Source organism: Brevibacillus agri (assembly GCF_004117055.1).
GTDB classification, from domain to species: Bacteria; Bacillota; Bacilli; order Brevibacillales; family Brevibacillaceae; genus Brevibacillus; species Brevibacillus agri.
Genome location: NZ_CP026363.1, coordinates 2,796,303 through 2,809,514 on the forward strand (window position 1 = coordinate 2,796,303; position 13,212 = coordinate 2,809,514).

Sequence of the window (13,212 nt, forward strand, 5' to 3'; positions counted from 1 at the left end):
TCCATTCTCAGGTGAGCGTTGTCACCAATTTTACGCCGTATTCCATCCAGTGCAAAGCCCGCATGTACGAGGCGGCGTCAATCGCAGGCAGTTGTGCGGGCTTTTCCACCTCCTGATGCCATTTTTCGTCCCGGAACCAGTCGACGCCATCGGCGGGCGCGTGCTCGACGTCAGCCCAGACGGCGTGCAAGGAGGGACTGTACAGCTTGGGCTGTCCGGGCATTAGCTGGTCGCCCTCCAGTCGCAGCTCGTAGCCTTTGTCCGCTTGCCCCGAGCGGCGGCGCGGGGTAAACAGATGCGGCCAATAGTCTGCGCGCGAGCCGGTATGCGGGATGCGCGTGCAAAACGTGCGCATTTTTTCCAGCCGCTGGCGATCTGCGAACAAAAGCTGGTACAAAGTCTTCCCGATGGCGATGCGCTGGATGAGATCCGGAAAATGATGGACGTTCACTCCGGCGATACTCAGTCTTTTGTCAGTAGGGTGCGCCTTGTAGGGAAACAAAATCTGGTTGAGAGAAAAAAGCGATTGCGTAAAAAACGCATACGTGGAAAAAATGCGTTTCATCGTAAACGGTTTATGTACGACGCGCTGCTCAATGTACTGCTGTTCGTTGACGATCAGGGCGCGCGTGAGCCGCGAGCTGTCGCCTGACGCGAGGAACTCCTGCCAGTACGGCTGCATGAATACGGAGACGCCAAGTGGTGCGAGCAGCGAAGTCAAATCCTCGCCACGCCGCTTCATCTCGGCATACAGGAGCAGTTGCGGGTAGGCATCGTAAAAAATCAGCCAGTTGCTTCGTTCCAGCATCCAGAAAAACGGCTCGATTTCCGCTTCGTCCAAGATGGCGGGAAGCCATTCGCCTTTCAAATCGGTCATGTTCCAACCGCCGTTGCGCGAGACGAGGTGGGCGAGCAGCGCCCAGTGGACTTCCTCATGCTGGCGGTAAAAATTGAGATACGCCTGGGTGCGGGTGACGTTGTTGCGGTTGGCGATGTCCGTTTGCCGCCTGATCTGGGCGACGAGTCCTTGGTGGTCGAGAGAAGTAATCGTTGTCATGGTCATGAATGCTCCTTGCCTTTTGCCATTGGAACAGGCCAGCGAGGGGAAATGGGGAAATGCTTTAGTTGTTGAGAGGGTGAAAAAAGCAGGTCATGAAAAACGACCCGCTTTCGTTTCAACCAATCATTTCCAGGACCAGAAGCCGAACGAGCAATTTTTCCTTGGCTTCTTCCCACGATTTGGCGAAGATGACAACATGCTCGGATTGAAACTGGGTTTCTGCGACAAACATGCCGTCCTGTTCGTAAATGTTCATAGATGATCGTCCTTTCCGCTGCCTTTCAAGCATTGTATGCTATCATCAGAGAGATGATGCATACAAAAGTGCTGGAAAAAGCAAGCAGGAAGGTGGAAACACGGTGAGAATCAAGCTGACGAAGGAAGCTGTAGACCAATTGCAAAAAGCGACGCGACCGGTGCGGATCAACGGCGAGCTGGTAGGCGGCTGTGGAATGACGGTCGAATACGCGCTCTGGCTCGATGAGGCGACACCGCAGGATCAGGTGATACAGGTCGAGGGGATGACGCTGTTGCTCGACCCGGAGACGATCGCGTACATCGGCTCGGAGGCGCTGACGATTGACTACCGTCCGCAGCAAGGCTTTCGCCTGGTCACGCCTGAGCAAATCGTGGCTTACGGCCTGTCGCTCAAAGAGCGCTGGGGCTGACGTTTTTACTTGGGCAAAAATTGCAGGATGAACGCGAGAATCCCGGCAGCGATGAGCGGGCCGACTGCGACGCCGCGGAAAAACGTGACGCCGATGATCGTTCCGAAAAGCAGTCCCGTGACGATCAACGGATTGCCAGCCATCAGCGCCGTTCCTTTTCCCGCCAGATAGGCGACGAACACGCCGATGACGACGGCCAGCACCGTTTGCCAGTGGGTGAACAGGTCCAGCATGGAGGCGGGAGTGATTTTTCCGCTCGCAAGCGGCGTGAGAATGCCGATCGTCAAAATGATGATGCCAATCTGCAAGCCATGCTGCTCAAGCACCGGGAAAAACCGTTCCAGCGACAGAAGCCGCATCAGCAAAAGAAGCGCTACCGCGATCGAGACGGTCGCATTATTTCCCACGATGCCGAGCGCAAGCAAAAGCAGCAGCGCAAGATTGATGACGTCCATGGCGATTGTGCTCGCTTTCGTTTTTGCCAGTAGTATATCCAGACGCGGCAGGGCTCGTGTTCGGCCAACAAAAAAAGAGATCAGCATGCTCGTCGGCGCTGATCTCTTTTTTCGCTAGTCGTACCAAAGTTCCAGCATGCCGACCGGAAAGCCGGTCTGCTCGTCCGAATCAGGAAAGCGGCCCCAGGCAAACACGCCGTTGAAATAATCAATGGTAAACGGCTGATCGTAGTTGGCGACACTGTACTTTCCGCCAATGCGAAATTCTCCCGTCCCCAAGTAATACGACTTCGCCATGAAATACTTTTGCGTAATAATGGCAAGCTGTGACTCGTCACCCAGTTTCTTTTTCTCCTCGGCTTCCACGTGCAGGCGTTCCATCTCCTCCTGCAGCTCAGCGAGAGTCATTTGACTGTACAAACGCAACGGACTGCCTCCTTTCCATACAGGTATATTGTAGCAAAAGACAGGGGAAAAGGCGATGGATGGAGAATGCTCTAACGGGAATGGAGGAGAAGAAAACAATGACACGATTTGACTTGACTGGAAAAAAAGCAATCATTACCGGAGCGGGCAGGGGCATCGGAAAAGCGCTGGCTGTCGGTCTGGCGGAGGCAGGCGCACAGGTTGCGGTCGTCTCCCGAACCGAGTCGGACTTGCAGGAAGTCGTGCAAGCGATTGAGGCAAATGGCGGGGTAGCTTGTCCGATCGCAGCGGATGTGACGGAAGCAGGGGCGGCGGAAAAAGTCGTAGCCCAAGCCCTGGACGCTTTGGGCGGCTTGCATATCCTCGTGAACAACGCAGGCATGAACATCCGGAAAAAAGCCCATGAAGTGAGCGAGGCAGAGTGGGATCGCATCATGGACCTGAACCTGAAGGCGGCGTTTTTCTTGAGCCAGGCTGCCGCGAGGACGATGTGCGAGCAGCGCTACGGACGGATCGTCAACATCGCGTCTGTCGCAGGGCTTGTGGCGCTGCGCACGGGAGTGGCCTACGGAGCGAGCAAGGCAGGCGTCATTCAGATGACGCGCGTGCTTGCGCTGGAGTGGAGCAAATTCGGCGTCAATGTCAACGCGATTGCGCCGTGGTATTTCCGCACGCCGCTGACGGAAGCGCTGTTGAATGACGAGGCGTTTGTGCAAGAAGTGTTGCAGCGGACTCCAAGCGGACGGATTGGCGATGTGGAAGATTTGGTTGGCCCTACGATTTTCCTTTCGTCCGATGCGGCTGCCTACATATCCGGTCAAACGATTGCGGTAGACGGCGGAATGTCCGTGTACGGCTTTTGACGATTCGCAATGAAAAAGGAGACGGCAACCATGAATATGCGCATCGCAAGCGCCAAAGACGCACCGATTTTGACTTCGCTCATGCACGCCGCGTTTCAGGCGGCGGTTCCGCCATCGAGCGCCCTTTCGGAGACGGTGGAGGATGTCGCGACACAACTGGCAGAGGAGAGAGAACAAGCGGCCATTTGCTGGAGGGACGATCATCCGGCAGGGATGGTGCGGTTTTTAGTGGAAAGCTGACTCGCTTTACTTTTTTTCGGCTCTCCGTCGATCCTTCCCGGCAAGGCAGAGGAATCGGCCGTTCGATCATTCGCTGGCTGGAAGCGTGGGCGGCCCAAAACGGAAAAGCAGCGTTGACTTGCCGAGTGAGGATGGAAATGGAAGCAAACATGAGGCTGTACCGTTCGGAAGGCTTCGTGGTGACGCAGGAGGAAATCGTGCAAAGGGAAGGGACGACAGGCATCCCTACTGCGCATATGCGAAAAACCATCGGTAACTAGCAAAAAAAAGGGGCATTCCCGCAGGGGGAATGCCCAATTATTTGGGGGCGATTGAGAAAAGGCACGATTGGCGCATGTGACTGGATTGCTCTCACCCAATACAGTCAATCAGCCAGCTACTGTTAGCGTAGGCATACGTAGATGGAACACTTCGATCTACCCATGCTTACGTTAAAGAAGTCATTCTAGGAAGAACATCGTACTTTTTCTCAATGCGTTGAAAAAGTGCTTACACTGACAAGATATCAGCTAAAAGTAAAATTGTGATAAAATGAAAATAAAGTATTATTAAATTTTTCGCGATTAACGGGCAAAACGGTGGTTGCCGATCACGACTGTCTGGGGCCTGGACCAGATCCATTTGGATGTGGCGGTATCAGGATTGAAGAAGTAGAGGGAGCCATTGGTCGGATCCTTTCCATTCACCGCATCCGCGACTGCCCTTCTGGCGCTCTCATTTGTTTGGGACGAGAGTCTGCCGTTACGGACTGGCGAAAACGCGTTGGGAGCGAAAATGACCTCCCGTACCGTATTTGGAAATTGTGAAGAAGCTACCCGATTCAATACGACAGCAGCAATCGCTACCTGTCCCTCATACGGTTCACCCCGGCCTTCCGCATAGACCAACCGGGCAAGCAGTTCCATATCCCTATCTGAAATTTTTCCTTTTCCATGCCGAATCACTTTGCGGCGATCGTCCCGGCTGACCTGGACAGAATCGCGCTTTACTTGTGTGGCAGGGATAGCAGTTTTTGTTTCCTTTTTGGCAGCCTGTACGGGAGCCGCTGTGGCTTGTACCGGAACAGGCGCTGTTTTCTTCACGTGAGGTGCCGAAGCGCTCGTCGGCGTGACGAACAGGCACAGAAGAAGCAAGGCAAAACTGTTGAGAAAGAAGAAAAAGCGCATTCGCGCTTCTCGTGTCTTCATGGTGAGAACCACTCCTTTTCGCTTTTTGCTTTTGATTGCGGAAGCGAATCGGGTCTTTAGCAAGTCTAGCGGGAATGGTTGGATAGCGCAAGAGGAAATTGGTCCCACGGTACTATTTACTAAAACAGAAAGTTGTGAAAATGAGAGGGGCGAAAAGCAGCAGATGCTTGTATCTCCTGTGCTCTCAAAGCAAAACACCACTGTGCTTGCACAGTGGTGTTTTGCTGTTCTAGTCTGAAAGTCTTACTTTTCGGTAATGGTTACGGTGTTGATTTTGATCGGTTGCTCCGGCACGCTCAGTTCGCCCGTTTGCGGATTTTTCTTCACTTTCGTGCCCGCGATTTTTTGCACGACATCCATTCCGCCTACGACTTTTCCGAAAATGGTGTAATTCGGTACGTTTTCCAAACCTTCTACATCTTTTCCGGAACCGATGAAAAATTGGCTGCCGTTTGTGTTGCGTCCAGCGTTAGCCATCGCGACCACGCCGACTTCGTATTTGTGGCCGTTTTTCAGCTCGTCCTCGAACGTGTAGCCAGGGCCGCCGGTTCCGTTGCCCAGCGGATCGCCCGTCTGGATCATGAAATCTTTGATGACGCGGTGGAAAGTCAGACCGTCGTAAAACTTGTCTTTGGCCAAAAAGACGAAGTTGTTCACGGCAATTGGCGCGTCTTTGGCGAACAGATCAATCGTAATGTCTCCCATTGTAGTGGAGATTTTCGCTTGATAAGTCTTGTTTTTGTCGATCTGCATGGCAGGAGCTTTGTCGTACTTTTTCTCGCCAGTAGGGCCTGGAGGCTGGGCAGGCTCCTTGGAATCAGGTTTTGCAGTTGGCGTAGTCGGCTGAGTAGGCTCTGTCGGAGCCGTTTCGTTGCTTGCACTGGAACAACCCGTAACCAAGGCGATTGCCATCAGACATGTGAACAGGGTCATGAAAAACTTTTTCATCTTGTGCACCTTCCTTTGTTTCTTACCTATTGGGTAGTTCGGTTTCGAATTATAGCACAAATGGACAGGCAAATGCCAATCAGCTAGTCTGTCCAGCTTCTGGCATGGTATGATGGTAGAAAAAGGGTGATCGACGTGGGCGAACGATTCGAAACGACTACCGTGCATATTGGACACGCGCCTCTGAGGCAAGCGGAGAGCAAGTCTACCCCGATTTACCAGACATCTGTTTTTGCCTTCGATAGCCTGGAAGAAGTCGAAAAGTACTACGCGGGCGAAGGCGAATATTTGTACACGCGCAACGGCAATCCGAACCAGGCCGAGCTGGCTTTTGCCGTTGCCCGTCTGGAGCAAGCGGAGGCGGGGGTCAGCGCGGCATCCGGCATGGGGGCGATCATGGCTGGCTTGCTTTCGATCCTCTCCCCCGGCGATCACGTTCTCGCCTCTCACGAAATATACGGAGGCACTTACGCGTTGCTGCAAAAAGAACTGTCGCGTTTTGGCATCGAGCTGGAGTGTATCGTGCTTGACGAGGGGATCCATTTGGCGAGCCGCGTACGGCCTACGACAAAGCTGTTTTTCTTGGAAACGATTACCAATCCGCTGCTCACGGTGGTCGATCTGCCTTCCTGGATTCGCCAGGCAAAAGAACTCGGCCTGTTTGTCATGGTCGACAATACGTTTGCGACGCCGTATCTCGTCCAGCCGATCACCTTTGGCGCGGATTTGGTGGTGCACAGCGGAACCAAGTACATCGGCGGGCACAGCGACGTGACGTGCGGTGTGCTGGTCGGAAGCCGTCCGCTCATCGAGCGCGCGACGGAAATCGTCGTCAATTACGGCGCGTCCCTCAGTCCGTTCGAAGCGTGGCTGGCGGCGCGCGGGCTGAAGACGTTGGCGGTCCGAATGGAGCGGCAATGCGACAATGCGCGCGAAGTGGCCAGGTTTTTGCAAAGCCATCCGGCTGTCAGCCGCGTCTACTACCCGAGCCAGGAGGCGACGTCGTTTTTCGCCAGACCGAAGCAAGGGGCGATGGTGTCGTTTGCGCTTCGGGATGAGAGTGAGATTTACGAGTTTTACCGGGCCCTGGACTGGATCCAGTTCGTGCCGTCTCTGGCCGGAGTAGAGACGAGCGTTTCCCATCCGGTTACGACCTCGCATCGCGCTTTTTCCGAGGAACAGCGGCAGGCGACCGGGATTACGATGGGACTGGTCCGCATATCTGTCGGGATCGAGGCCATCGACGACATTTTGAGCGAGCTTGGCCGTGCTTTAGGGAAGTAATTGAAAAAAGGATGGTCCGTTGTAACTTCTTGACGGGCCGTTCGTATAACTTAAATAGGATGGAGCCGGGAGGAATGGCGTGCTTGTATCCCGGCTCGATGCAACAAAATGGGAGAAACCGAGGAAACCGCAATGGGAATGGCGATAAAGCGTTCCGCGCAACCATCGGACCCAGCATCTGGAGACTATTACGAATCTCGTCCTTTTACCGAACTGTACGACGAGTATTTCGACCGCGTGAACCGTTATTTGCGCTGCCGTGTCCAGAGTACGTGGGATGCCGATGATCTGACCACCGTGGTCTTTTTGAAAGCGCTGGAAAAATTCGATCAATACAGCAGAACGAGTCCGTTTGCCTCCTGGATATTCCGTATTGCTCACAATACATACGTGGACTTTATGCGAAAAAACAGGGAGCTTCCCGTCGACCAGGAGGACTTTTTGGGAAGCGAACCGGATGATACGTGGCAGCCGGAACGGCAGGCGTTGACCAACGAGGAAATTCGCCTGCTTCGTGACCGGCTGGACTTGTTGTCGCAGGATCAGAAGGATGTCCTCATGCTTCGCTATTTTGCCGACCTGAAAATCAGTCAGGTCGCTGAAGTGCTTGGCAAGACAGAATCGAGCATCAAAATGATCTCCTATCGGGGCTTACAAAAACTTCAGAAGATGTACGAAAGGGGGGACTCCGAATGAGAGAGGAGGAGAAATACCCCCAAGGTCACAATGACGATCAGACTGTAGCTCAACTCCTGACCCATTTGAAGCGTATGCGCCGTTCTGTCCCTGTCAACTACCAGTTGAAGGCTGATTTGAGAAAGCAGTTGCTGGAACGAATGAAAGAACTGGAAGCAAAAAAAGGGCAGGCTCAAGGAGGACAACAGCCGTGGAAGAGACGCAAGCTGCTCTGGATTAGCTGTGCGGCGCTGGTTGTTGCGCTGTCCGTCGGGGTTTGCCTGTGGTGGGGCAGAGGTGCCGTGACGATCCAAAAGCATGAGGTGCTCACTTTGCCTGCCGAATCGTCTGTGGAACAGGTGGATATCGACAGGTCCGCGACACAGATTGCCTACATCGCCCATCAGTCCGAGCTGCGGACGCTTCCGATCGATGGCGACACAAAGCCTGCCACTGTCAAATTGCCTCCGACAAAAGGCAAGTACGTGGCGGTGGCCTGGTCGAACCAGGGCAAGCAAATCGCGGTTGTCGAGCAGGCCGAGCAGATGTCCCGGCTGTGGATCGTGGAGCTGCCAACGGCGTACAGCATGGGCAGCAGTCGTCTTTTAAAAGAAGAAGAAGGCGTCGCCTACAGCTCTCCAAGCTGGTCGCAGCATGACGACTCGATTGCCTATACCCGCTCGAAAGGCGGCAATGACGAAATTTGGGTCAGCAGCACCATTTCCTTTCAGGAATGGAAGCTTACCGAGGGCTCGCAGCCGGAATGGTCCCCAGATGGACGCTTTTTGGCGTTTCGCAAGGAAGGGGCCGTGCAGGTCATGGAAATGCGTACAGGGCTGATTTCGATGCTCGGACAAGGCCAGTGGGCTTCCTGGCGCTCCGAGCAGGAGCTGACCTATACGCAGCCGGACGGCCAGTTAATGGTAGCCAACGTGGGAGACGAGCCTTTCGTGACAAAAGAGCTGCAACTGCGCAACCAGCATGCTGCCGAGCTGATCCGCGGGAATTGGGCGGCAAAAGGAAAGCAAATCCTGCTTATTTCGCGTGAAAGTCAGCCGCGGGAGCTGGTTGTTTCACTGGCGTCACGATAACGAGCGGAGGAACAAGCATGAAATGGAAATGGATGTTGGTCTTTGCGGTCGCCTGGTTCGGCCTGGGCTTTGCGGGACAGCCGGCGCTGGCGGAGAACAACATGGATATAGAAGTGAATTTGCCTTTGGGCGGCATCGTCAAGTACGAATCATGGGTGCGGCTCGGTGTGACGATCACCAGCCAGGAAACAGACATCTCGGGCTTCGTGGAGCTGTCGCGAAAGCCTCTGTCCAAAAATTTGCGGCAATCGAACTTTCGTCGGCCAGTCAAGCTGGAACAAGGCAAGAGCACGACGCTGTTTTTCGACTTGCCGATGCAAATCTTGCTCGATAACTGGTACGTTCACGTCACGCAAAACGGACAGGTCCTAAAATCCGAAAAGCTGCGCCTCCCTTATCCGAAAGACGGGCAGACGATCGGCGTCGTGGATGAGGGCGGAAACGCGTTTCATTTTCTCGCGGTGAACGCCTCCCAATCGAAAATGAATCGGCCGATCTCGGTGCAAAACTTGACTCCGGACATGCTTCCGGACCAGTCGTGGATGTACGAGAGTCTCGACGTGCTGGCGATTAGCGGCAAGCAAGGAGCGTTGATCGACGACGCGCAGCTTGCCGCGATCAAGGAGTGGATCAAGCTGGGAGGAGTCGTCATCCTGTCGGCAGGGCCGGGACAGGATGGACTGGTGCAAAGGTTCGCGGACATTTTGCCGATTCAGGCGGGACAAAAAGGGAGCGTGCCACTTGCAGAGGCGCTACGCACGTATGCAGGTGACAAGCCCGCCCCGCCCGGCAAGCTGGGCGTGTACAACAAGGAGCTGCCGCTATATGTCGCGAAAAAGAGCGGCCAAGGAGTTTTTCTGTTCGTCAACTACGATGTGACCGCTGAGCCGCTGGCTTCCTGGCAGCACAATTTGCCGTTGTGGCAAAACGTCATGGTCCAGCAAGGCGTGACGACTGTGTTGGAAAACAAGCGCTATTTCGACCAGATGTCGCGTTCTTTGTTGGAGCTGAGCAAAAAAATCCCCGACGTGCAAACTCCGCCTCCTGTCTGGATGGTGGTCATGTGGGGCGGCTATGTGCTTTTGGTGGCGCCGCTGGCTTATTTCGTGCTGAAAAAAGCCGGCAGACGGGAATGGGCGTGGGGAATCATTCCGGGAGCGGCCATTCTGCTGACGGTCGGGATTTTCGCGATCGGAAAGCCGCTCGTAGTGAAAACGAACGTCAGCTACACGATTTCGGAAATCAGCGTTTTGGATGAAAAGTTGGCCAAAGTGCGAACCGGGACTACTTTTTTGGCAGTCGACAAGGACGGCTATGACGTGATCGTGGAGCCGTCGATTGTCGCTGTTCCGTTGACGCAGGGCCGAAACGACTACGAGCCGGAAGGAATAACAGACGGTTCACGGCTGTTGTCTTACCGCAATCTGCCGTACCTGACTCCGAAACAGGCAATCGGCTTTGGCGTCATGCACGACATCGGCGCGTTTGAGGTGGATGTGCATGTCGAGGAGAACAGGCTGGTCGGACAGGTGAAAAACAACACGGTGTACTCCTACGAGCAGTCGTTTCTCGAGGTCGGCTTGCAGCGTATTCCGATTGGCGCGCTGAAAAAAGGAGAAGAGAAACAGATTGACGCCGTGCTGGAGTCGCTGTTTATGCCGCGGGATCAGCAGCAGGACGAACAAGATTCGCCCGAAAAACGGCGCAAAGAAATGCAGGAGAACATCATCGGCTATGCCCAGGGCGGCCAGGTGCGGCTGATCGGGATTACGACAGAGCCGGTTCCGCTGATGAAAATGCAGGAGCCGCATCAGGCTCACTACTGGAATGTCGTCAACCAGACGGTCCAACTCCAGCCGCAAGCCGAAGGAGATGTGATCCTGCCGTACGGACTGCTCAATGCAGAGCTGTTTGAAGCGAGCGGCGACTACGAATCGAACTCGGGCTACCTCTGGCAACTCGGAAAAGGAAGCATTACGTTTGAATTGCGGACGGACGCGACGAACCTGGAGTTGAAGCGGTTGCTTGTTCCGCTTGACCACAGTTCGTACCGCCCGTTCCGAATCGAGTACTTCCACCAGAAAAGCGGGAAGTGGCGGACGGTGGAGCACGGGACAAAGCTGGTGCTGGAGCAAGAACTTCAGGATGCCTTGACAGCCAACCGCACGCTGTTGCTTCGTTTTTCCAACAGCACAGCTTCGCGCCTGTCGCTGCCAACGCCGTTTTTCCAGGTTGAAGGGGTGAGAAAGTGGTAATTGAAACCGTGCATCTGGGGAAGCGCTACGGTACCCTGCAAGCTTTGTCAGACTTGAATCTGTCCATCGCGCCGGGAAAAGTGTTCGGCTTCATCGGCCCGAATGGCGCCGGAAAATCGACGACGATGCTGATTTTGTCCACGCTGCTGGAACAGAGCGAAGGCGAAGCGTACGTCTGCGGCTACAACGTTCGCAAGGACCCGGCCAGCGTGCGCCAGTCGCTCGGCTACATGCCCGACTTTTTTGGCGTGTACGACAACTTGACGGCTGTGGAATATTTGGAGTTTTACGCGGGCGCCTTTAAAATCCCGGCGCGCAAAAGACGCTCGCTCGTAGCCGACCTGCTGGAGCTGGTCAACCTGGCGCACAAGGCGGATGCGTTTGTCGATTCCTTGTCGCGGGGGATGCAGCAAAGGCTGGGGCTGGCGAGATGCCTCGTCCACGATCCGGCGGTCCTGATTCTCGACGAACCGGCGTCTGGCCTGGACCCGCGGGCGCGCATCGAGCTGCGGGAGATTATCAAGCAACTGCGCGAGATGGGCAAAACGATTCTCATCAGCTCGCACATTTTGCCGGAGCTGGCCGAGCTGTGCGATGATATCGGCGTGATCGAAAACGGGAAACTGATCGCGTGCGGCTCTGTCCACGAAGTAAGCAGCAGAGAGACAGGCGGAAGCGTCATGCAGCTTCGCGCGCTGCGCAACCTCGACAAAGCGGCGCTGCTGTTGGAAAGCTCGCCGCATGTGAACCATCTGGAGGAATACATGGGCGGCTTCCGCTTTTATTTTCAGGGCGCCGAGCAGGAAAAGGCCGACCTGTTGCAAGAGCTGATCGACGAGCAGGTGGCGGTCGTCTACTACGGTGACGCGAAGAAAAACTTGGAGGACGTTTTCATGGCGATTACGGAAGGAGTCGGTATGGAATGAACGGCTTCCTTTTCAACCCGATTCTCGTCAAGGAAATGCGCGAGCGGTTTCGCTCCCGGAAAACGGTGTGCATCCTGGCGATTTACCTGCTCATCATGGGCGGGATTCCGCTTGGTTTTTTGCTGACAGATACGTTGCGGGCAGAGGCGCTGGGCGAGAATCGCAACCTGTTTCTCATATCAGCGGCGATTCATTATGCGATGGTCTGCTTTGTCGCGCCTGCCCTGACGGCGGGGGCCATCAGCGGCGAGCGCGAACGGCAGACGCTGCACATTTTGCTGACGACGCAGTTGTCGCCTGCCACGATTGTGTGGAGCAAGCTGATTACGTCGCTGGCTTTTTCCACGCTGTTGCTCGTCGCCTCCATGCCGCTGTACAGCATTGTCATGCTGTACGGCAGCGTGTCGCCGGAGCAGATGGCGCAGTTGATTCTGTTTCTGGCCGTCAACATTTTCTTTTTGGGCTCGCTTGGGCTGTTTTGCTCGACATGGATCAAACGCACCTCGATTAGCACGATTACTTCGTACGGGATCGCTTTCTTTTTCGTCGTCGGAACCGGGCTGCTCTTTTTCTTCATCGGCGAATGGCTACAGCAAAGCTACCCGGACATGTACCCCGATCAAGGCGTCTGGAATTTGCCGGAGCTGCAAGTGCTGGCGGGAATGAATCCGATCATCGTCCTGTTTGGCATACTGGGAGAGACGCTGGACCACTCCGAGCAGTTCGCCTTTTCGCCGTGGCTGTTTTTTTCCTGCTTTTACGTCGTGCTGGCGCTATTGCTGATGGTGTGGAGCGCGTATTTGCTCAAGCCGATCCGGCGAAAATGGTGGAGTTGGAAGAAATGGTCTGTTCGTGTAAAATGAAGGGTGTGTGTCGGAAAAGGGAGGGCTTTTTGTGAGCAAACAGGAAGAAGTGCAAATTATTGATTTTGAAGAATTGCTCAGATCGATTGAGAGTCGTCTCGCTTCTGCGGGCATGTACGTGCAGCGTGAAGCGATCATTACGATTCTGCAAGCCGAGGAAGCGTTTTTGCTGGAAAAAGGCGTGCTTCAAGAGTACAGCGAGTAAAAAGCGGACAACCTGCCATGACGGTAGGTTGTTTTTTATAGCGGGAAGGTTTGCCCGGAAAAAAGA

At 54.7% G+C, this 13,212-nt stretch carries 17 protein-coding genes; 11 read left to right on the top strand and 6 right to left on the bottom strand.

Annotated elements, in window-relative coordinates:
* Nucleotides 1–7 precede the first annotated feature (7 nt).
* Together BA6348_RS14025 and BA6348_RS26735 are read right to left on the bottom strand one after the other, a co-directional pair.
* Nucleotides 8–1,063: a DUF2515 family protein gene (locus BA6348_RS14025; protein ID WP_122952636.1), complete on the bottom strand. Its 1,056-nt coding sequence runs from the start codon at nt 1,061–1,063 to the stop codon at nt 8–10.
* 112 nt (nt 1,064–1,175) lie between these two features.
* Nucleotides 1,176–1,316, bottom strand: coding sequence for a hypothetical protein (locus BA6348_RS26735; RefSeq protein ID WP_007786995.1), 141 nt, complete (start codon nt 1,314–1,316; stop codon nt 1,176–1,178).
* A gap of 103 nt (nt 1,317–1,419) precedes the next feature.
* On the opposite strand from BA6348_RS26735, the gene BA6348_RS14030 reads away from it, so the two are divergent.
* On the top strand, nt 1,420–1,728 hold the full coding sequence (locus tag BA6348_RS14030; RefSeq protein WP_005835746.1) for an iron-sulfur cluster biosynthesis family protein: 309 nt from the start codon (nt 1,420–1,422) through the stop codon (nt 1,726–1,728).
* A 5-nt stretch (nt 1,729–1,733) separates the two neighbouring features.
* On the opposite strand, the gene BA6348_RS14035 is transcribed toward BA6348_RS14030, so the two are convergent.
* On the bottom strand, nt 1,734–2,183 hold the full coding sequence (locus BA6348_RS14035) for a DUF441 domain-containing protein (RefSeq protein ID WP_025845972.1): 450 nt from the start codon (nt 2,181–2,183) through the stop codon (nt 1,734–1,736).
* A gap of 114 nt (nt 2,184–2,297) precedes the next feature.
* Nucleotides 2,298–2,609: a YfhH family protein gene (locus tag BA6348_RS14040; RefSeq protein ID WP_005835742.1), complete on the bottom strand. Its 312-nt coding sequence runs from the start codon at nt 2,607–2,609 to the stop codon at nt 2,298–2,300.
* A 98-nt stretch (nt 2,610–2,707) separates the two neighbouring features.
* Here BA6348_RS14040 and BA6348_RS14045 point away from each other — a divergent pair, with 98 nt between their 5' ends.
* The 3 genes from BA6348_RS14045 to BA6348_RS26745 are packed head-to-tail and all read left to right on the top strand — an operon-like array spanning nt 2,708 to nt 3,972.
* The gene (locus BA6348_RS14045; protein ID WP_005835740.1) at nt 2,708–3,472 is read left to right on the top strand and encodes an SDR family NAD(P)-dependent oxidoreductase; all 765 of its coding nucleotides are present in this window, start codon (nt 2,708–2,710) and stop codon (nt 3,470–3,472) included.
* A 30-nt stretch (nt 3,473–3,502) separates the two neighbouring features.
* Nucleotides 3,503–3,712 (top strand): hypothetical protein, encoded by a 210-nt coding sequence (locus BA6348_RS26740; protein ID WP_165328992.1) that lies wholly within the window; start codon nt 3,503–3,505, stop codon nt 3,710–3,712.
* Nucleotides 3,658–3,972: a GNAT family N-acetyltransferase gene (locus BA6348_RS26745; RefSeq protein ID WP_165328993.1), complete on the top strand. Its 315-nt coding sequence runs from the start codon at nt 3,658–3,660 to the stop codon at nt 3,970–3,972. Before BA6348_RS26740 ends, BA6348_RS26745 begins: the two co-directional genes overlap by 55 nt.
* Before the next feature lie 303 nt (nt 3,973–4,275).
* On the opposite strand, the gene BA6348_RS14055 is transcribed toward BA6348_RS26745, so the two are convergent.
* A complete protein-coding gene (locus BA6348_RS14055; RefSeq protein WP_026557279.1) occupies nt 4,276–4,899 on the bottom strand; it encodes a cell wall hydrolase in 624 nt (207 codons plus the stop codon).
* Between the two features lie 243 nt (nt 4,900–5,142).
* Nucleotides 5,143–5,847: a peptidylprolyl isomerase gene (locus BA6348_RS14060; RefSeq protein ID WP_005836293.1), complete on the bottom strand. Its 705-nt coding sequence runs from the start codon at nt 5,845–5,847 to the stop codon at nt 5,143–5,145.
* A gap of 135 nt (nt 5,848–5,982) precedes the next feature.
* Here BA6348_RS14060 and BA6348_RS14065 point away from each other — a divergent pair, with 135 nt between their 5' ends.
* From BA6348_RS14065 to BA6348_RS26750, 7 genes are all read left to right on the top strand, one after another.
* Nucleotides 5,983–7,131, top strand: a complete 1,149-nt coding sequence (locus tag BA6348_RS14065; RefSeq protein ID WP_174768827.1) for a trans-sulfuration enzyme family protein — start codon at nt 5,983–5,985, stop codon at nt 7,129–7,131.
* A 132-nt stretch (nt 7,132–7,263) separates the two neighbouring features.
* A complete protein-coding gene (locus BA6348_RS14070) occupies nt 7,264–7,827 on the top strand; it encodes an RNA polymerase sigma factor (protein ID WP_007787010.1) in 564 nt (187 codons plus the stop codon).
* Nucleotides 7,824–8,897 carry a TolB family protein gene (locus tag BA6348_RS14075; RefSeq protein ID WP_026557277.1) on the top strand — a complete coding sequence of 358 codons (1,074 nt, stop codon included), beginning with the start codon at nt 7,824–7,826 and terminating at the stop codon, nt 8,895–8,897. Before BA6348_RS14070 ends, BA6348_RS14075 begins: the two co-directional genes overlap by 4 nt.
* A gap of 17 nt (nt 8,898–8,914) precedes the next feature.
* A complete protein-coding gene (locus BA6348_RS14080) occupies nt 8,915–11,152 on the top strand; it encodes a hypothetical protein (protein ID WP_005836302.1) in 2,238 nt (745 codons plus the stop codon).
* A complete protein-coding gene (locus BA6348_RS14085) occupies nt 11,146–12,078 on the top strand; it encodes an ABC transporter ATP-binding protein (protein ID WP_005836304.1) in 933 nt (310 codons plus the stop codon). The genes BA6348_RS14080 and BA6348_RS14085 overlap by 7 nt, the downstream gene beginning before the upstream one ends.
* On the top strand, nt 12,075–12,941 hold the full coding sequence (locus BA6348_RS14090) for an ABC transporter permease (RefSeq protein WP_007787015.1): 867 nt from the start codon (nt 12,075–12,077) through the stop codon (nt 12,939–12,941). Before BA6348_RS14085 ends, BA6348_RS14090 begins: the two co-directional genes overlap by 4 nt.
* Before the next feature lie 31 nt (nt 12,942–12,972).
* Entirely contained in the window at nt 12,973–13,146 is a 174-nt protein-coding gene (locus BA6348_RS26750; RefSeq protein WP_005836307.1) for a hypothetical protein, read from the top strand.
* Nucleotides 13,147–13,212: the final 66 nt, after the last annotated feature.